Raw genomic sequence first — 18,297 nt, forward strand, 5'->3', positions numbered from 1 at the left:
CATGGCCGATTTCACCCAGGTTCCGTCGTGTTGCGGGCCGCACGCAGATACCGCCGTCAAGGGCGAGCCCACCATCGCGCTGATCGGAGCTCCGAACGCCGGCAAGTCCACCTTGTTTAATGCGCTGACTGGCGCGAACGTGAAGATGGGCAACTGGCCTGGCACCTCCGTGGAGATTTCTCGCGGCGTGTGGGCGGGTTCCTATAACGTGATTGATTTTCCTGGCGCCTACTCGCTGGATCCGCAGAGCCCTGACGAGGAGCTCACTCGCGAGCTGCTGCTGGAGCGTTGCCCGGCGGAGCGTCCGGATGCGGTGGTGGTCGTCGTTGATGCGGCGAACCTTGCGCGTGGTTTGTATATGGTGGCGCAGCTCGCGGAGACGCCGTACCGCATCGTGGTTGCGTTGACCAAGATGGATGTGGCCCGCGCGGAGGGCATTGCGGTGGATGCGGCGGCGCTGCAGAACGCGCTTGGGTTGCCCGTGGTCGCGGTCGATCCGCGTAAGAGGGATGTGCGCGGTCTGCGCGAAGTTATCGACGCCCAGCTCGCCGAGCCCGCCGTCACCCTGCGCCCAGTGGCCACTTCAGACGACTTCGAGCTTGCCGACGCCCGCTTCGCCTGGGTCGACGCCGCCGTCGAGCGCGCCGCGAGCGACACCGGCCACCAGCAGACTTTCACCGAGCGCCTGGACCGTTTCGCGCTGCACCCGGTGATTGGCCCGCTGATGTTCCTGGTGGCGATGTGGATGGTCTTCGAGATCACCACCACTGTGGCGAAGCCGTTGCAGGATGGTTTGGAGAACTTCTTCGGCGGCCCGGTCTCTGACGCGGCGCTCGCGGTGCTGCCGGATATCGGCTGGCTGCGCGGCCTGGTTGTCGACGGCCTGATTAACGGCGTGGGCATGGTGCTTACGTTCGCCCCGCTGATGGCGCTGATGTTCCTGTGCCTCGCCGTGCTGGAGGACTCCGGGTATATGGCGCGCGCGGCCGTCGTCGCGGACCGTGTGATGCGCGCGATGGGCTTGCCGGGCAAGGCGTTCATCCCGCTCATCGTTGGCTTCGGCTGCAATGTGCCGGCGATTTCGGCGACGCGCGTGATGGGGGACCCGCGCCACCGCCTGATGACGGCCCTCTTGGTGCCGTTCACCTCCTGCAGCGCGCGTTTGACGGTGTACGTCATGCTGGGCGCGACGTTCTTCCCAGACCACGCGGGCACCGTCGTTTTCGCGATGTACGTCATTTCTATCCTCCTGGTCGTGCTGACTGGCCTGGCGTTACGCAAGGCGCTGTGGTCCACGATGGGCACCGAACCCCTGGTCATCGACCTGCCGGTGTACCAGCTGCCGGGTGTGCGCCTGGCGCTGTCGGTGATGTGGGCTCGCCTGCGCGGCTTCCTGGAGACCGCCGGCAAGATCATCGTCGCGACTGTCGTCGTGGTGTGGGCGCTGCAGTCCACCCCGGTGACCTCCGAAGCAGAGTTCGGCGAGGTGGCCCCGCAGGAGTCGGTGTACGGCACTGTCTCTGACGCGATCGCCCCCGTCTTCGCGCCCGCCGGTTTCGACTCCTGGTCCCTCGCTGGTCCGCTGATTACCGGCTTCGTGGCCAAGGAGGCCGTCATCTCGAGCTGGGCCCAGACCTACGCGCTGGAGGAGCCCGAGGAGGGCGACGGCAACTCGCCGCTGAGCCAGGCAATCCGCGAAGACTTCAACCAGGCCTCCGGCGGGCACGCGATACCTGCAGTGTGGGCGTACATGCTCTTCCTGCTGGCATACACCCCGTGCGTGGCTACACTTGCCGCGCAGCGCCGGGAGATCGGCCTGAAGTGGACGTTGTTCGGCGTCGCGCTGCAGATGGTGATGGCGTGGGGCCTGGCCGTCGGCGCGTTCCAGCTGCTGAAGGTGTTCTTCTGATGAGTAGCGGACCGATGTCGGCGGTGCTCGGCGCACTGCGCGAGGGCTGCGTGAGCCGCGAGGAAATCGCGCGCCGCACCAACCTGTCACCCATGACTATCGACGCCGTCATGGCCCACCTCGAGGCCACCGGCGAAGTGCAGCGCCGCGCCCTCAACGACTCCTGCGCGGGCGGCTGCGGTGGCTGCCCCTCGCGCGGGGCGTGCACGTCGGGCCCTGTCGCGTTGGTGCTCGGCCGGCGCTAGCCTGGCCCTATGCCTTCTTTATTGCCTTCCGTTGACGAGATCCTTGAGCGCTCCCACGTTGTAGCCCTGCCTATGGCAGTGAAGTTCCGCGGGATCACCACCCGTGAGGCCCTGCTTATCGACGGCCCCTCCGGCTGGGGCGAGTTTTCTCCCTTTGTGGAGTACGGCCCTGAGGAGTCCGCGCAGTGGCTGCGCTCCGGTTTGGAGGCTGCGTTCGAGGGTCTGCCCGAGGCTTCCGGCCCGGTGCCGGTGAACGGCACGGTGCCCGCGGTGGACGCTGCCCAGGTGGAGGAGGTGTTGGAGCGTTTCCCGGGGATCGGGACGTTCAAGATCAAGGTGGCCGAGGCTGGCCAGACGCTCGCCGACGATGTTGCGCGCGTCGAGCGTGTGCGCGAGCTGCGCCCCGACGCCACCCTGCGCGTGGACGCGAACCGGGGGTGGAGCGTCGAAGAGGCGGTGCGCGCCGCCGAAGCGTTGGGGGAGCTGGAGTACATCGAGCAGCCCTGCGGGAGCGCGGAGGAGCTCGCGGAGGTGCGTGCGCGGGTGCGTACGCCGATCGCGGCGGACGAATCGATACGCCGGGCGGCTGACCCGCTGCGTGTCGCCGAGCTGGGCGCGGCGGATGTTGCCGTGTTGAAGGTTGCGCCGCTCGGGGGAGTGCGCCGCCTGCTGGCGCTGAAGCGGGACCTGGGGATGGATGTGACGGTGGCCAGCGCCCTGGACACCGCGGTGGGGATGTACGCGGGGCTGGTAGCGGCGCGGTGCGCGGATTCGCGTGCAGCGGGATTGGCTACGCAGCGGCTGTTCGTAGAGGACGTCGCGAAGCCGCGGCCGCTCATCGACGGCTGCCTCGAAGCCACCCCTGTTACCCCCGATCCAGCGCGTCTCCACGAATTGCGGGCTCCCGCGGAACGTCGCGACTGGTGGTTTCAGCGCGTTCGGGACTGCATGGACACCATGCGGGGGTAAAAACGTGCCCGGGCGGGGGTGGAAATGTTTGATTAATCTGTGCATTCTTGCGACATTTGATGTGTGAGGGCGTAACGTCTCCCACGCGAGGGTGTGAAAGATCACCTTTTTAGCTGTTGTGTGAATCCTGTTCGAAAGGATCGAAAATGTCGACTCCCGTGATGCACGAATCGTCCGCGCTCTCCGACGGCGAGCTTGCCAAGTCGCCCGAACCGGGTGAGTGGCGCCGCCAACTCATCGGCCTGATCGCAGGTGTGCTGCTTGCGCTGCTGGTGTACTACATCTTCCCGGGCAGCGCTGCCGAAACAGTGCAACAGTCCTCGGGCGCCGACCCTGAAACGACCTACGATGCCGACGTAATGCGCGTCGTCGCCGCGACCACGGTGCTCATGGCGGCGTGGTGGATGACGGAGGCGATCCCGCTGGCGGCAACCGCCTTGCTACCGATAGCGATCTTCCCGGTGATGGGCGTGGCAAAGTTCAGCGCGGTCTCCGGGCCGTACGCGTCGTCCACGATTTTCCTCTTCATGGGCGGCTTCCTGATGGCCCTCGGGTTGCAGCGCTGGAACCTGCACCGCAGGCTCGCGCTGGTGGTCGTGCGCATTGTGGGTACCAGCCCGAAGCGCATCATCTTGGGCTTCATGCTGGCCACTGGCTTCATGTCCATGTGGGTGTCCAACACCGCAACCGCGGTGGTCATGCTCCCGATTGGTGTTTCTGTGCTGACCCTGACCGCTGACTCCGTGGGTGGTATGCAGAACCAGAAGAAGTTCGCTACCTCGCTCATGCTGGCAATCGCGTACTCCGCCTCCACCGGTTCGCTCGGCACCCTGATTGGTACACCACCGAACGCGCTGCTGGCCGGCTACATGAAGGAAGCACACGACATCACGATCGGCTTCGGCCAGTGGATGCTCGTCGGTATGCCGATGGCGATCCTGCTGACCGTGATCGCCTGGTTTGTCCTGATTAACGTGTTCAAGCCTGAGATCGACCGGATCCCTGGTGGCAAGGAGCTTATCGATGCCGAGTACCGCAAGCTGGGCGCATGGACCTTCCCGCAGGTGGCCGTCGGCATCATCTTCCTGATCGCGGCACTCGCCTGGATCTTCATTCCGCTTGGCATCAAGCAGTTCGGTTGGGAGTTCCCGTACAACGACGCCATCGTCGGCATCATTGCCGGCCTGCTGATGTTCATCGTGCCGGGCACGAAGCAGGGCAAGCGCCTGATGGACTGGGAGACCGCGAACGAGATGCCGTGGGACGTCCTGCTGCTGTTCGGTGGTGGCCTGTCCCTGTCCGCGATGTTCACCTCCACCGGCCTGTCCCTCTGGATCGGTGAAGCTGCAAAGGGCCTCGCTGTGCTGCCGACGATCCTGCTCATCATGGCTGTCGCCGCACTGGTGCTGGGCCTGACCGAGCTGACCTCGAACACGGCAACCGCCGCAACCTTCCTCCCGATCATGGGTGGTGTCGCGGTTGGTATCGGCCTGACCGAGGCGACCGAGATGAATATCCTGCTGCTGGCCATCCCGGTGGCGCTGTCCGCAACCTGTGCGTTCATGCTCCCGGTGGCAACGCCGCCGAACGCGATCGCGTACTCCTCGGGCTACGTCACCATGGGCGAGATGCTCAAGGGTGGCCTGTGGCTGAACATCATCTCCCTCGGCCTGATCACCGTGGTGACCTACTTCCTGGCGGTGCCGGTGTTTGGTTTGGTGCTCTAGCGGTACGCTAGCAGCATGGATAACCAGCAACGTCCAAAGCAATACTTCCCGGACCCGGAGCACCAAACGCAGTACTACGAGCCGGAAGCCTATTACGAACCCCAGTCCTATTACGAGCCGGAGCCGCAGCGCTCCAACGGGCTCGCAATTGGGCTGGGGATTGCCCTTGCTATCGCACTGTGCGCCGGCACGGTGCTGTTCTTCCTGTGGCGCAGCGCCGCAGCCGAGGCGGACAAGCCGCCGGTGACCTCCACGGTGACCGAGACTGCTGTGTCCACGGAGACGGTCACGGAGACCACGACGAAGCGGCCGAAGTTGCTGCCGGACCGGGGGCGCGGGGAGAGCGGGGAGACCGTGGCACCGACCGAGCCAGCCGTCGAGGTGCCGACCGAGCTGCGCGGCCTGTTCGACGACATCGTCTCCGGTGCAGAGAGCGCCCTGCAAGGACAGTAAGGTAGGTGGCCATGAACTCGATGGATATTGCCCACCAGGTCGCCGAGTCGCTCTCGCAGCACGTCACGGACGTGGTGATGTGCCCAGGTTCGCGCAACTCGCCGCTGGCGTACGCGCTGCTCGCACGCAGGGACATCACCGTCCACATGCGTATCGACGAACGCTCCGCCTCCTTCACCGCCCTCGGCCTGGCGCGCGTGCAGCGCCGCCACGTTGGCGTAGTGATGACGTCCGGCACCGCGGTTGCCAACACGCTTCCGGCCATGGTGGAGGCGCACATGGCGCACGTGCCGTTGGCCGTTATCAGCGCCGACCGGCCCGAGTGGATGGTCGGCACTGGGGCCTCCCAGACGATTTGGCAGCAGGGCATCTTCGGCCACTACGCCAAGACCCAGCAGGTCACTAGCGTCGAGGAGGCCCGCGCGCTGGACTTCGGCGCAGCCCAGGTGCACGTCAACGTGGCCCTGGACACCCCGCTGGTGCCCGACGCCCTGCCGGAGCCGGTGGGGAAGTCGCGCCGGGTTGGGCCGGGCCGCCTGGCCACGAAGCCCGCGTGGAGTGACCACGGCGCCGTCGACGTCGACTTGACGAAGGACACGCTGGTCATCGCCGGCGACGAGGCCTGGGACGTTCCCGGACTGGAGCACGTGCCCACCATCGCCGAGCCCACCGCGCCGACGCCGTTCCACCAGGTGCACCCGCTGGCCGCGCGATTCTTCGCGCAGAGCGAGGTCTCGATTAGCCACGACGGCGGCGATTTCGCAGCGTCGACGAAGCCGGAGCAGGTCATCGTGGTGGGACACCCAACCCTGCACCGCGACGTGATGGCGTTGCTCGCCGACCCGGACATCACCGTGATCGGCATTTCGCGCACGGAGACGTTCACGGGCAACCCGCAGCTGCGCGGTTCGCGAGTCAACGCGACCGGCCAGCCGCGCCAGCAGTGGATCACTATCTGCGAGGCCGCGGGCGGCGTCGGCGCGAACACGGTACGCGACGCCCTCGCCGACGCCGACTACGGGTTTACCGGCATGCACGTCGCCGCCGCCGTGTGCGACACCCTCGGGGTCGGGGACACGCTGGTGTTGGGGGCCTCCAACCCGGTTCGCGACGCCTCCTTCGTCGGTATGCCTTTTGACGGCGTGCCGACCTTCTCCCCGCGCGGCGCCGCGGGCATCGACGGCACGGTCTCCCAGGCAATCGGCATTGCCCTTGCCACGCAGCGTCTGCACCCGGACGAGATCCGCGCCCCGCGCACCGTCGCGCTCATGGGGGACCTCACCTTCCTCCACGACGCTGGCGGGCTGCTCATCGGCCCCGACGAACCCCACCCTGGCAACCTCACCATCGTGGTCGCCAACGACGACGGCGGTGGCATCTTCGAAACGCTCGAGGTCGGGGCGGAGTCCGTCCGGGACGACTTTGAGAAGGCGTTTGGTACGAGGCACGAAGTGGACGTCGAAAAGCTGGCGGAGGCCTACGGAGCCGACTACCGCCGTGCCGAAACCCTCGCCGAGCTGCACGAGGTGCTCCTCGAGCTGGAGGCGCAGCCCAGCCCGATCACCGTCGTGGAAGCGCGCACCACACGGGCCACCCGGCGAGCGCTCGCGCAGCGGCTGCAAAAGTGATCCGCTGGAAGCGTCGAGCCCAGCAGCTCGTGCTGGCGCTGTATACGTGTGCGATGCTCGGCAGCCTCGCGATGGTCGCAGGGCCAGCCATCAACGACTGGCGCATCGCCCGCGATCCCGGACGAGGCCTCGCCACCGTGACTGGTGTGAGCAAGATCCGCACCGCCGTGGAGTATCAGGATGACCGCGGGCGCACACATTCGCCGGCGACCGGTCTGCTGTACCCGACTGGGCTCAGCGAAGGCCAACAGGTGTGGGTGACGTACTCGCGCACCGACCCCGACCTGGTCAAGGTTGAGGGCCGCGGTTGGACGCTGTCGCTGATCCCTGCGCTGTCCGTCGCCGTGGTGGCAACGCTTGTGGCTGCCGCGGCCTGGAAGGGCGTGGGGCGCTTCGTGCGCGAGGACAGCGAGGGGGTGGCGTAGCGGATGCGCGTGGCCATCGTTGCCGAGTCCTTCCTGCCGAACGTCAACGGGGTGACCAATTCCGTGTTGCGCGTGCTCGACCACCTTCGCGAGTACGGCCACGACGCCCTCGTGATCGCCCCCGGGGCGCGCGAACACCAGGAGGAAATCCCCGACTACCGGGGCTTCCGCGTGGTGCGCGTGCCTACCGTGCGCGTGCCGATGGTCAACTCGCTGCCCATCGGGGTTCCCACCAGTGCCGTGCGTGCCGCGCTCACTTCCTTTCAGCCGGATGTGGTGCACCTGGCCAGCCCGTTCGTGCTCGGGGCGGCCGGCGCGTTCGCCGCGCGCCAGCTGAAGGTACCCGCGGTAGCGCTCTACCAAACCGATGTGGCTGGGTTCGCCACGAAGTACCACCTCCCGGCGCTGGCGAAGCTTTCGTGGGACTGGACGCGGCGCCTCCACAACGCCTGCCAGCTCACGCTCGCGCCGTCGTCGGCAGCGGTGGAGCAGCTGCGCAGGCACGGCATCGAGCGCGTCCACACGTGGGGCCGAGGTGTCGACGCCACCCTCTACCACCCCCGCCGCCGCAGCGAGGAGCTGCGCCGCACTTGGGACCCGAGCGGGCGCAAACGCATCGTCGGGTTCGTCGGCCGCCTCGCCGCCGAGAAGAGCGTGCACCGCCTCGCACCACTCTGTGGCCGCGAGGACCTGCAAGTGGTGATCGTCGGCGGCGGCCCCGAGGCCGACGAGCTGCGCGCCGTATTGCCGGGCACGGTGTTCTGCGGCCCGCTCACCGGCGAGGAGCTCGCCCGCGCCTACGCCAGCTTCGACGTCTTCGTACACCCCGGCGAGTTTGAAACCTTCTGCCAAACCATCCAAGAAGCTCAGGCCAGCGGCGTGCCCACCATCGCGCCGCGCGCCGGCGGGCCCATCGATCTCATCGCCGAGGGCACCAACGGCCTCCTTCTCGACGTCCCCACGTTCACCACCGAACTCCCGCACGCCGTCGCGTGGTGTCTCGACGAGACCAGGTGGCAGGACCTTCGGGTCGCGGCCCGCGAGTCCACTTCCGGCAAAACGTGGGAGGCACTGTGCCAGCAACTCGTCGAGTATTACGAACAGGCACAGCGCGCGCTACAGTAGAGCGTTATGGCCAAGGCAGATCTGGAGAAGAAGCCCTTCGACGTAGCGGGCATGTTTGACGGCGTCGGCGAGAAGTACGACATCACCAACACCGTGTTGTCCTTCGGGCTGGACAAGTACTGGCGCAGGCGCGCCCGCGAGCGCCTCAACCTGAAGCCGGGGGAGAAGGTGCTCGACCTCGCCGCAGGCACCGCCGTGTCCACCGTGGAGTTGGCGAAGTCCGGCGCGTGGGTCGTCGCCTGCGACTTCTCCCAGGGAATGCTGGCCGCCGGCCGCGACCGCGACGTGCCCAAGGTCGTTGGCGACGCGATGCACCTGCCGTTCGCCGACAACACCTTCGACGCCGTGACCATCTCCTACGGCCTGCGCAACGTCTACGACTTCGAGGCGGGCCTGCGCGAAATGGCGCGCGTGACCAAGCCCGGCGGGCGCCTTCTGGTCAACGAATTTTCGACGCCCATCGTCCCCGGCTTCCGCACCCTGTACAAGCAGTACCTGCCGGTGGCGCTGCCGCTGCTGGCGAAGGTGTTCTCCTCCAACGCAGAAGCCTACGAGTACCTCGCCGAGTCCATCCGGGCGTGGCCGCACCAAGAAGAGCTGGCCGCCGCCATCAACCACAACGGGTGGGCAGGCGCCGGCTGGCAGGACCTCTCGCTCGGCATTGTGGCGCTGCACAGCGCCGTGAAACCTACAGAGTAGCGTCCCATAGCGGCGCGTTGACCGGCACCACGCGCCCAGCGGCGCGCCACGCACGCGAAATCAGGTCCGTGTCTTCTTCGGTGACCAGGTTGCCCATCAGGCGTGCCGCCGCCGGCATCAGGTGGCGTCCTGCCACCCCGCGCAGCGCCAGCGGGCCCGCCACCGGCAAGAACTGCGGGTAGGTAAGCAGGCGGGCCGCCGTGCGCGCCAGCGCGAACGCCTGGCCGTAGGCCTCCCGCAGGATGAGCGGCCACGCCAGCGTGCAGTCCTTGCCCTCCTGCAGCAGTTCCACCGCCATGACGGCGGTTTCCATGCCGTAGTCGATACCCTCGCCGTTGAGCGGGTTCACGCACGCCGCCGCATCCCCGGTGAGCACCCAGTTCGGACCCGCCACGTTCGAGACTGCCCCGCCCATCGGGAGCAGGGCGCTGGTGACCTGCTGCGGCTCGCCCAAGGCCCAGGTGTCACGCTGCTGGTCCGCGTACTGGTGGAGCAGCTTCTTCGTGTTCACGCGCGCCGGGCGGGCGTCCGTGGACAAGGCGCCGCAGCCGAGGTTCACCGTGCCGTCGCCGAGCGGAAAGATCCAGCCGTAGCCGGGCTGGATAGTGCCGGTCTCGTCGCGAAGCTCCACGTGCGAGTGCATCCACGGCTCCCCGGACAGGGGGGAGGTGCAGTAGGAACGCGCCGCGATACCGAAGACCTCGCCCTTGTGCCACGTGCGGCCTAACAGCTTGCCGAAGGTCGAGCGCACCCCATCAGCCACGATCACCCAGCGGGTGCGCACCTCGCCGCGCGCGGTGTGCACCGCCTCGATCAAGCCGTCAGCGCCGAACGTGACGTCCGTTGCGGGGCAGTCCTGCCACACAGTGGCACCCGCGGCCTCAGCCTCCGCGACCAGCGCGGCATCGAAGGTTGCGCGCGGGCTCGCGGAGCCCTCCGTGCCGTAGACCCCGTCCGGCCACGGCGCCGTCACGTCACCCCCGTACCCGTGCAGTCGAAGGCCCTTGTTGCGGTAGGCGGGCAGCACGTGCTCCAGGCCCAGGCGGCGCAGCGTATGCACGGCGCGGGGGGTCAGGCCGTCGCCGCAGGTTTTGTCGCGGCCGGGCGAAGCGGCGTCGAGAAGCAGGGTAGAAAACCCAGCTCTCTGGGCGGCAATGGCCGCCGTGGCCCCCGACGGGCCCGCGCCCACAACTACGCAATCAACAAACTCAGTCACGAGTCCACATTGTGCCAGATAGCGCAGGCACACCCCATTACTGCAAAAAATAGAGGGTGTGGACTACGGTTAGTGATGTTAACCGCGCGCAGCACATGCCCCGGGCATGGCGCAATGAGTACTTTAACCTGCAAGGACATCATCGATGACCAACGGCATAACACCGTCACCACGCCATGGATTTCGCATGGACCTAGGCGACGACGCCCTCACCGAGCGTGTTACGAAGGGCATGGGCGACGTTGAAACGCTGCTCAGGGAACGCCTCCAACAAGGTGAAGCGTTCATTACCGACAAAGTGATGCACCTAGCAGTCGCTGGCGGCAAACGCTTCCGTCCACTCGTGGCGCTGCTCTGCAGCGAGTTCGGCCCCAACCCGGGCGCCACCAACGTCATCAAAGGCGCCACCACCACCGAGATGGTGCACCTGGCCACCCTCTACCACGACGACGTCATGGACGAAGCCGAGAAGCGCCGCGGCGTCGACTCCGCCAACATGCGGTGGAACAACACCGTCGCCATCCTTGCTGGCGACATCCTGTTCGCACACGCCTCCCGCCTCATGAGCGAAATCGACACCGACACCGTCGCCCACTTCGCCGACACCTTCCAGGGCCTGGTCACCGGCCAAATGCGCGAGACAGTCGGCGCCCAGGGGGAGGACCCAGTCGAGCACTACCTCAAAGTTATCGACGGCAAAACCGCCGTCCTCATCGCGTCCGCGGCCTACCTCGGCTCGCTGCACTCCGGGGCGTCGCGCGACATCGTCGAGAGCTGCTCCCGAATGGGCAGCGCCATCGGCATGATCTTCCAGATCGTCGACGACATCATCGACATCTACTCCGACAGCGCCCAGTCCGGGAAAACTCCAGGCACCGACCTCCGCGAAGGCGTGTTTACCCTGCCCGTGCTGTACGCGCTCGAAGAGGACTCGCCCGCGGCAGAGGAGCTTCGTAGCCTCCTCACTGGCCCACTCGAAAACGACGCCGACGTCGAACGGGCCATCACTCTGCTCGGCCAGACGCAAGGGCGTCAGCGCTCCCTCGCCACCGTGCGCGAGTACCTCGACATCGTCGAGCGCGAACTCGACTTCCTTCCCGACGGCCCCGCAAACCAAGCACTGCGGCAGGTCTCCGTGTACGCTATCGAACGCGTCGGATAGCGGTGGGATATGCCCTCTGTGCACGCGATTTGCCTTATCGCGGGTGCGTTGATGTAAAGTAGTCCACGCACTTACGGTGCATGCCAGGTTGTCCGAGTGGCCAAAGGAAGCGGACTGTAAATCCGCCGGCGTACGCCTTCAGAAGTTCGAATCTTCTACCTGGCACCGCAAGCCCGTCTCTCACAGAACGTGAGGGGCGGGCATTTTTCATGTTGTAGTGACGCGTTATAGCGTGCACGAAGAAGGCGTCGAAAAGCTATTGCTACCTGGCGATTTGCGTTCAATGATAGAACCGGGTTAGTCTTTCAAAGGCTTCAACGGAGCGGACACACCAAAACGGTGAGTTCACAACATAGAGGCTGTGCCCCCTTAGCTCAGTCGGCAGAGCGTTTCCATGGTAAGGAAAAGGTCGTCAGTTCGATTCTGACAGGGGGCTCTGTTGTTTGTACAGTCCTTGTGGCGGCAAGCACATGGCGGTGTAGCTCAGTGGTAGAGCAAGCGACTCATAATCGCTGTGTCGCGAGTTCAATTCTCGCCATCGCTACTCACCTCAAAACGGGAAACGCGTTTCCCGTGGTAGGGTTAGGAGCACTGTTCACAGTGTCCTAGGGGCGTGGCGCAATTGGTAGCGCAACGGTCTCCAAAACCGTAGGTTGCAGGTTCGAGTCCTGTCGCCCCTGCCAAAACTTGTAGTTAGAGGAGTTCTTTTGACTAATCCGCAAGAACACAACCCAGCACAGCCCACCGGCAAGCGCCAGCTGCGCGGGGTTTCCTCTGTTTCATCCGCTTCCTACGAAGCGAAGCACACCCCCGCAAAGCCTGAAGAGGACCGCGAAGAGTCCCTCGGCGGCGGCCCAGGCGCGTTCCCGGGCGAAGTCGTCCAGGAAATGCGCAAAGTCATCTGGCCAACCGGAAACCAGATGCTCAACTACACCCTCGTGGTATTCGCGTTCCTCATCGTGCTCACCGCACTCGTGTGGGGGACCGACCGCCTCGGCACCATGTTGATGCAATGGGTATTCATCCGCTAACATGAACAACAAGTGATTGTCCCGCCACCTCAACCTCGAGGTAAGGCGGGATTAGTTTTTGCCACACCAAGGAGAAACACCATGACCACCGAGCCGGAAAACCTGGAAAACCTGGAAAACGCCGACATCGAAGCAACTGAGCAGGAAACCGAACTGCAAGCCGAAGAGGAAATGGTCGCCGAAGGCGGCGCCGTCACCGAGGCCACCGATCCGGAGATAGAAGAGGCCGCTGCAGAGGCAGACGAGGCCGTTGAGGCTGTCGAGGAGCCGGTGCAGGAGGGCGACCTCACCGCGGCCGAGTCGCCGCTCGCTGAGGGCGCTGAGGCTTCGGGTGCTTCGGAGGCTGACGATGACTCCGAGTACCGCGCGCGCCTGCGCAAGTACGTCCGTGAGCTGAAGAAGCTGCCGGGCCAGTGGTACATCATCCAGTCCTACTCCGGCTACGAAAACAAAGTGAAGACCAACCTCGACATGCGTATCCAGACGCTCGAGGTGGAGGACTCCATTTACGATGTCGTCGTGCCGATCGAGCAGGCCATCGAGAACAAGGACGGCAAGAAGAAGCTCGTCAAGCGCAAGCTGCTGCCGGGCTACGTCCTGGTCCGTATGGACATGAACGACGCCGCGTGGTCCGTCGTACGCGAGACCCCGGGCGTAACCAGCTTCGTGGGCAACGAGGGCAACGCTACCCCGGTCAAGCACCGCGACGTGGCGAAGTTCCTGATGCCGAAGGCTGAGCCAGCCACCGGCGAGGACACCAAGCCGAACGCCGAAGGCGAGACCGTCGTCGCGATGCCGGAAGAAGCAGCGCCGAAGAAGATCGACCATGACTACAAGGTCGGCGAAGCCGTCACCATCCTGTCCGGTGCCCTGGCGTCCGTGTCCGCCACCATTTCAGAGATCGACGAGGAGACCGGCAAGATCCAGGCGCTCGTGTCCATCTTCGGCCGCGAAACACCAGTCGAGCTCACCGCTGACCAGATCGAACGCATCATGTAACCGTTTGCGTTTGAGCCTAGTGGGGGCGTAAGGTTGAACGTCGCGTGTGCCGTAAGGCCCGCGACGTTTTTTCGTTCTCCCCGGTGGCTCCGTCAAGCGGGGCATCCGGAAGTGTTCCTGCCGTCATCGTGGCAGGCGGCACTGTACCAAGGAATTGAGGTAATTCGATGGCTAAGAAGAAGGTCACTGGCCTGATCAAACTGCAGATCGAGGCTGGCATGGCAAACCCGGCTCCGCCGGTTGGTCCTGCGCTGGGTGCACACGGCGTGAACATCGTTGAGTTCACCAAGGCATACAACGCTGCAACCGAGTCCATGCGCGGCAACATCATCCCGGTTGAAATCACCGTGTATGAAGACCGCTCCTTTGACTTCATCCTGAAGTCCCCACCGGCTGCATCCCTGCTGTTGAAGGCAGCTGGTCTGAAGAAGGGCTCCGGCGTCCCGCACACCCAGAAGGTTGGCTCTGTCACCTGGGATCAGTGCAAGGAAATCGCCGAGACCAAGAAGAAGGATCTCAACGCCCGCGACATCGAGGCTGGCGCCGCGATCATCGCTGGTACCGCCCGCTCGATGGGCATCACGGTCGAGAAGTAATTCTCACCGTCTGTGGGAGCGCCGGCCAGGCGCGTACCACATTTCCTGACAACACCATTTTCTGAAAGGAAATCAACATGGCTAAGAAGTCCAAGCGCTACAACGAGACGCTGGCAAAGGTCGACCGCGACGCGTTCTACCACCCGCTCGACGCCGTCAAGCTGGCACAGGAGACCTCCTCCAAGAACTACGACGCCACCATCGACGTCGCAATGCGTCTGTCCGTCGACCCTCGCAAGGCTGACCAGCTGGTCCGCGGCACTGTCAACCTGCCACACGGCACCGGTAAGACCGTCCGCGTCGCTGTGTTCGCAGAGGGCGAGAACGCAACCAAGGCTGAGGCTGCAGGCGCTGACATCGTCGGCACCGACGCACTGATCGAGCAGATCAACGCCGGCAACATCGACTTCGACGTCGCAATCGCGACCCCGGACCAGATGGCGAAGGTTGGCCGCGTCGCTCGCGTCCTGGGCCCACGTGGCCTCATGCCGAACCCGAAGACCGGCACCGTCACCACCGACGTCGCGAAGGCGATCGAAGAGACCAAGGGCGGCAAGATCGCGTTCCGCGTGGACAAGGCTTCGAACCTGCACGCGCTGATCGGTAAGGCTTCCTTCACCGCTGAGCAGCTGGCCGAGAACTACGGCGCTCTGCTCGACGAGGTGCTGCGCCTCAAGCCGGCATCTGCGAAGGGCGTGTACTTGAAGAAGGTCACCGTCTCCGCAACGCAGGGCCCTGGCGTCCCAGTGGACACCAACGTTGTGAAGAACTTCGCTAAGAAGGCGTAAGCTTCGGCGTTTTACTACGCAAAACACCCCAGTCGATTCGTCGACTGGGGTGTTTTCTACTCTTGCGTCTTGGTTACTGTTTGGGGCGCGGCACCGAGTAGGTGAAGGTGAACTTCGACAGAATGGCGCCTGTGACCTCAGAGTGTGTCTCCACGTCCGCAACGATGATGGTGCGACCCGCCCTCACGATGGAGGCGGTAGCGATGGCGTCACCCTCCTTGGTGTTGGACACCACGTTGCCAGCTACCGAGACAGCGAGCGGGAATACGCCTTCTGGTACCTGCTGCATCGCCAGCCAGGTGCCGCACAAGTCGGCTTGGCCGAACAGCGCCGGGGCAGAGAACATGCCGGCCGGCTGGGCGATTGCCTTGTGCAGCGGCATACCGAGCTTGACCTGGTCCTTGTTGCCGTCGATGGCGTAAACGCGCAAGGTCTGTGCCACGTCTTGGACGCCGCCGTCCTCGCGGTAGAAGTGCGCCCAGCGCTTCTGGAACTCGTTAAGTTCGGCCATTTATTTCAACTCCAGTCCGTCGATATCCATGGATTGGTTGGTGACCCAGTCGGGTTCAGCAACCAGGAGAGAGAACTCTTGGCCATCACGCTGGGTGACGTCCAAGACGTACCGCAGCCCGGCCTCCTCCGCAGCGATGACGCCGTCGGTGTCGCCGACAGGCACAGGCACAATGACGCGCCGGCACTCCGGCTGCTGTTTGAACACCTCAGCCACGGTCTCCTTGATTTCCGCGGTAGTCCCAAGGTCCACCACGGTGTCCGTGGTGCCGTACGGGTACGTGTGCTTCAGCGGCGATTTGGTGATGTTGCGGTAGTCGAGCATCGTTTCCGCCTCCTTACTTCTGCGCGTCGGGCTGATTTTGCGATGATACGACGGACTGGCTGGCAGTCTCGGGATTCTCGCCGAACATCGCGCGCACTTCCTGGCGTAGCTGGATCTTGTTGATCTTGCCTGCCGGGTTGCGTGGGATTTCGTCCACGTGCACAACGCGCGTTGGTAGCTTGTAACGTGCCAGGTAGTTCGCACAGTGGTTGCGGACTTCTTCCAAGGTGAGTTCCTTGCCGTTCTTGACTTGCAAGACGGCGACGACGGCTTCGCCCCAGCGCTCGTCGGGGATACCGATGACGGAGTTGGCCAGGATGTCGTCGTGTTCGGCGAGGACGCGCTCCACCTCGGCGGGGTAGACGTTCTCTCCGCCGGAAATGATCAGGTCCTTGAGGCGGTCGACGATGAAGAAGTATCCGTCCTCGTCGAAGTAGCCAATGTCACCGGAGTGGAACCAGCCACCGGTGTACGCCTTCTGGGTTGCTTCAGGGTTGTTCCAGTAGCCGACGGCCACGTTTGGGCCCTTCACCCACATCTCGCCGGGAACGCCTGGTTCCTTGATGTGCTGCCCGGTTTCGGTGTCCATCAGTTTGACTTCGGTGTGCGCCATGGGGATGCCGCAGGAGCCGAGCTTCTCCATGGTCCTGGCCGGTGGGAGGTAGGTGGCGAATGGGGAGGTCTCGGTGAGGCCCCACGCCTGCTGGACGACGGAGTCCTTCTGCTCCCAGTACGTGCGGATCAGCCGCGGTGGCACCGGGGCGCCTGCGCAGATGATGACGCGGAGGCTAGAAAGGTCGGAGTCAGCGAACTCGTCGTGCTGTGCCATTGCCTCGAGCTGTGCCGGCACGAGGAACGCCGAACCGATCTTGTACTGGGCGACGTCCTTGAAGATGCGGGCTGGGTCGAAGGTACGGTGCACCACAACCGAGTTGCCGCGGCCGAAGGCGCGCACCGCGAAGGAGTTCAGCGCGCCGACGTGGAACAGCGGGGCGGACGCGAGCGTCGCGTCGCCGATGCGGCTGTCGATCGCTGTGTCCACGTTGATCTGGTTCCACCACAGGTTGCCGAACGTGATCTGGGCGCCCTTCGGCAGGCCAGTCGTGCCGGATGTGAACAGCAGCAGCGCCAAGTCAGACATGGTGCGTGGCGTCGGCTTTTCCACCGCCACGGTTTCGTACTCGGAGCTTTGCGAGGTCCGCGACCAGTACAGCGGGATGTCGCTCTCTGGTGGGGCGGCCTCGTCGTCATCGACAACGAGGACATGGTGGCGCTCCACGCCGTAGATGCGCTTTGCCTCGTCGAGGAACGTGCCCTCCACGATGATGCTGTTCGGGCTGCCCATCGCCAGCAGCTGCGAGACTTCGCCCGCAGCCAGGCGGAAGTTCACAGGCATGAACACTGCGCCGATCCACCAGGACGCGAACATGCCATACATGAAGGAGCTGGAGTTCATACCGAAGTAAGCGACGCGATCGCCCGGATTCACGCCAGCTTCCTTCAGCTGGGCCGCCCAGCGGACTACGGTGTCACGGAACTCACCGTAATTGATTTCTTGGCCTTCGTAGGCCATCGCCAAGCGTTCTGGCTGCCAGTCAGCGTGGCGCTGTACTTGGAAGCAAGGGCTGACGTCGAGAGTGTTTGCGTCGTGCTCAACACCGCGAATTAACATAGGTTGTCGCCTCCGGCAGTCTTAGCGAAACCGCGAGCCGCGATTCCGCCATCAATCTTGATCACTTCGCCGGTGATGTTCGCGCCGTCTTTCCTGGACGCCAACAGCACGTACGGCCCGGTGAATGCATAGGGGTCAGTAGAAATGTCGTGGAGCGGTAGGTATGGGTTGCCGCCGTCGCCGCGCTTGTCCATGATGTCGGAGAACTTCCGGTCATCCAGGCCAGCGGACGCGGGGCCGGATAGGTTCGTGCGCATGCCGCCAACGCCGACACCGTTGACACGGATCTTCGGGGCGAGCTCGTACGCCAGCTCAAGCATCATGCCTTCGGCACCGTGCTTGCTTGCGGTGTAGACCGGCCCGCCGCCGGCCGCGTAGGTCGATGCGTTGGACAGCGTGAAGATCAGCGAACCGTTCGACGCTAGCAAGTGACGCCACGTAGCTTCCGCGGTGAGCAGGTAGCCCTTGAGGTTGACGTTCATGACGTCGTCAAAAATGGCGCTCATCTCTTCGCCGTTGAGACGGGTGATGGAACGGTTGTAGTCCCAGATGCCAGCGTTTGCGATGACGGTGTCCAGGGATCCGAACTCCGCCACGGCAGCGTCGACGGCTTTGTGCAGCGAGTGTGTGTCGGTCACGTCCGCCTCGAGCGGCAGGACGTGCTCGCGGCCGATCTCGTCGGCGACACTTTCGCATCGCTCGAGCGAGATGTCCACAACTGCTACGCGCGCACCTTCTTCAACGAAGCGCTTCGCCAGCGCTGCCCCAAGTCCGGAGCCACCACCAGTAATAAGTACGTGTTGTCCTTGTAGCATGTC

19 protein-coding genes and 4 tRNA genes are annotated in these 18,297 nt (G+C 64.6%); 18 read left to right on the forward strand and 5 right to left on the reverse strand.

All coding sequences use genetic code 11. From position 1 onward, the window contains the following. Position 1 precedes the first annotated feature (1 nt). The 9 genes from feoB (at position 2) to HMPREF3170_RS02255 (ending at position 9,180) form a co-directional block, all read left to right on the forward strand. A complete protein-coding gene (gene feoB / locus HMPREF3170_RS02215) occupies positions 2 to 1,909 on the forward strand; it encodes a ferrous iron transport protein B (protein WP_070477481.1) in 1,908 nt (635 codons plus the stop codon). Beyond that, a complete protein-coding gene (locus HMPREF3170_RS02220; protein WP_141742163.1) occupies positions 1,822 to 2,154 on the forward strand; it encodes a FeoC-like transcriptional regulator in 333 nt (110 codons plus the stop codon). The genes feoB and HMPREF3170_RS02220 overlap by 88 nt, the downstream gene beginning before the upstream one ends. 9 nt (positions 2,155 to 2,163) lie before the next feature. Beyond that, positions 2,164 to 3,123, forward strand: coding sequence for an o-succinylbenzoate synthase (locus tag HMPREF3170_RS02225; RefSeq protein WP_070477485.1), 960 nt, complete (start codon positions 2,164 to 2,166; stop codon positions 3,121 to 3,123). A 146-nt stretch (positions 3,124 to 3,269) separates the two neighbouring features. Beyond that, a complete protein-coding gene (locus HMPREF3170_RS02230; protein ID WP_070477487.1) occupies positions 3,270 to 4,850 on the forward strand; it encodes an SLC13 family permease in 1,581 nt (526 codons plus the stop codon). A 15-nt stretch (positions 4,851 to 4,865) separates the two neighbouring features. Further along, positions 4,866 to 5,303, forward strand: coding sequence for a hypothetical protein (locus tag HMPREF3170_RS02235; RefSeq protein WP_070477489.1), 438 nt, complete (start codon positions 4,866 to 4,868; stop codon positions 5,301 to 5,303). 11 nt (positions 5,304 to 5,314) lie between these two features. Further along, positions 5,315 to 6,931, forward strand: a complete 1,617-nt coding sequence (menD, locus tag HMPREF3170_RS02240; protein WP_070477490.1) for a 2-succinyl-5-enolpyruvyl-6-hydroxy-3-cyclohexene-1-carboxylic-acid synthase — start codon at positions 5,315 to 5,317, stop codon at positions 6,929 to 6,931. Then, a complete protein-coding gene (locus HMPREF3170_RS02245; RefSeq protein ID WP_371327487.1) occupies positions 6,931 to 7,356 on the forward strand; it encodes a DUF3592 domain-containing protein in 426 nt (141 codons plus the stop codon). Before menD ends, HMPREF3170_RS02245 begins: the two co-directional genes overlap by 1 nt. Before the next feature lie 3 nt (positions 7,357 to 7,359). Beyond that, positions 7,360 to 8,481, forward strand: coding sequence for a glycosyltransferase family 4 protein (locus HMPREF3170_RS02250; protein WP_083290806.1), 1,122 nt, complete (start codon positions 7,360 to 7,362; stop codon positions 8,479 to 8,481). A gap of 6 nt (positions 8,482 to 8,487) precedes the next feature. Next, a complete protein-coding gene (locus HMPREF3170_RS02255; protein ID WP_070477494.1) occupies positions 8,488 to 9,180 on the forward strand; it encodes a demethylmenaquinone methyltransferase in 693 nt (230 codons plus the stop codon). Here HMPREF3170_RS02255 and HMPREF3170_RS02260 read toward each other — a convergent pair. Then, positions 9,170 to 10,396, reverse strand: a complete 1,227-nt coding sequence (locus tag HMPREF3170_RS02260) for a geranylgeranyl reductase family protein (RefSeq protein ID WP_070477496.1) — start codon at positions 10,394 to 10,396, stop codon at positions 9,170 to 9,172. The genes HMPREF3170_RS02255 and HMPREF3170_RS02260 overlap by 11 nt on opposite strands. A 145-nt stretch (positions 10,397 to 10,541) precedes the next feature. On the opposite strand from HMPREF3170_RS02260, the gene HMPREF3170_RS02265 reads away from it, so the two are divergent. The 9 genes from HMPREF3170_RS02265 (at position 10,542) to rplA (ending at position 14,972) form a co-directional block, all read left to right on the forward strand. Continuing rightward, on the forward strand, positions 10,542 to 11,558 hold the full coding sequence (locus tag HMPREF3170_RS02265; protein WP_070363146.1) for a polyprenyl synthetase family protein: 1,017 nt from the start codon (positions 10,542 to 10,544) through the stop codon (positions 11,556 to 11,558). A gap of 82 nt (positions 11,559 to 11,640) precedes the next feature. Continuing rightward, positions 11,641 to 11,723 (forward strand) — tRNA-Tyr (locus HMPREF3170_RS02270). A gap of 198 nt (positions 11,724 to 11,921) precedes the next feature. Next, positions 11,922 to 11,994 (forward strand) — tRNA-Thr (locus HMPREF3170_RS02275). Positions 11,995 to 12,030: 36 nt separating this feature from the next. Beyond that, positions 12,031 to 12,102 (forward strand) — tRNA-Met (locus tag HMPREF3170_RS02280). 63 nt (positions 12,103 to 12,165) lie between these two features. Further along, positions 12,166 to 12,241, forward strand: a tRNA-Trp gene (locus tag HMPREF3170_RS02285). A gap of 24 nt (positions 12,242 to 12,265) precedes the next feature. After that, positions 12,266 to 12,589 (forward strand): preprotein translocase subunit SecE, encoded by a 324-nt coding sequence (secE, locus tag HMPREF3170_RS02290; RefSeq protein ID WP_070477497.1) that lies wholly within the window; start codon positions 12,266 to 12,268, stop codon positions 12,587 to 12,589. Positions 12,590 to 12,670: 81 nt separating this feature from the next. Next, positions 12,671 to 13,588 (forward strand): transcription termination/antitermination protein NusG, encoded by a 918-nt coding sequence (nusG, locus tag HMPREF3170_RS02295; protein WP_083290807.1) that lies wholly within the window; start codon positions 12,671 to 12,673, stop codon positions 13,586 to 13,588. Between the two features lie 167 nt (positions 13,589 to 13,755). Continuing rightward, complete coding sequence (gene rplK / locus HMPREF3170_RS02300) at positions 13,756 to 14,184, forward strand: 50S ribosomal protein L11 (RefSeq protein WP_070363143.1); 429 nt, start codon at positions 13,756 to 13,758, stop codon at positions 14,182 to 14,184. 77 nt (positions 14,185 to 14,261) lie between these two features. Further along, positions 14,262 to 14,972 (forward strand): 50S ribosomal protein L1, encoded by a 711-nt coding sequence (gene rplA, locus HMPREF3170_RS02305; protein ID WP_070477499.1) that lies wholly within the window; start codon positions 14,262 to 14,264, stop codon positions 14,970 to 14,972. A gap of 73 nt (positions 14,973 to 15,045) precedes the next feature. On the opposite strand, the gene HMPREF3170_RS02310 is transcribed toward rplA, so the two are convergent. Genes HMPREF3170_RS02310 through HMPREF3170_RS02325 form a run of 4 tightly spaced genes read right to left on the reverse strand, consistent with a single transcriptional unit; the run spans position 15,046 to position 18,294 of the window. Further along, positions 15,046 to 15,483, reverse strand: coding sequence for a PaaI family thioesterase (locus HMPREF3170_RS02310; protein ID WP_070363141.1), 438 nt, complete (start codon positions 15,481 to 15,483; stop codon positions 15,046 to 15,048). After that, positions 15,484 to 15,807 carry a hypothetical protein gene (locus HMPREF3170_RS02315; protein ID WP_070363140.1) on the reverse strand — a complete coding sequence of 108 codons (324 nt, stop codon included), beginning with the start codon at positions 15,805 to 15,807 and terminating at the stop codon, positions 15,484 to 15,486. Between the two features lie 13 nt (positions 15,808 to 15,820). Next, positions 15,821 to 17,479 carry an acyl-CoA synthetase gene (locus HMPREF3170_RS02320; RefSeq protein WP_070477501.1) on the reverse strand — a complete coding sequence of 553 codons (1,659 nt, stop codon included), beginning with the start codon at positions 17,477 to 17,479 and terminating at the stop codon, positions 15,821 to 15,823. Further along, entirely contained in the window at positions 17,473 to 18,294 is an 822-nt protein-coding gene (locus HMPREF3170_RS02325; protein ID WP_070477503.1) for an SDR family NAD(P)-dependent oxidoreductase, read from the reverse strand. The genes HMPREF3170_RS02320 and HMPREF3170_RS02325 overlap by 7 nt, the downstream gene beginning before the upstream one ends. Between the last annotated feature and the right edge of the window lie 3 nt (positions 18,295 to 18,297).

The sequence above is a fragment of the Corynebacterium sp. HMSC08D02 genome (genome assembly GCF_001807505.1).
GTDB lineage: Bacteria > Actinomycetota > Actinomycetes > Mycobacteriales > Mycobacteriaceae > Corynebacterium > Corynebacterium pseudogenitalium.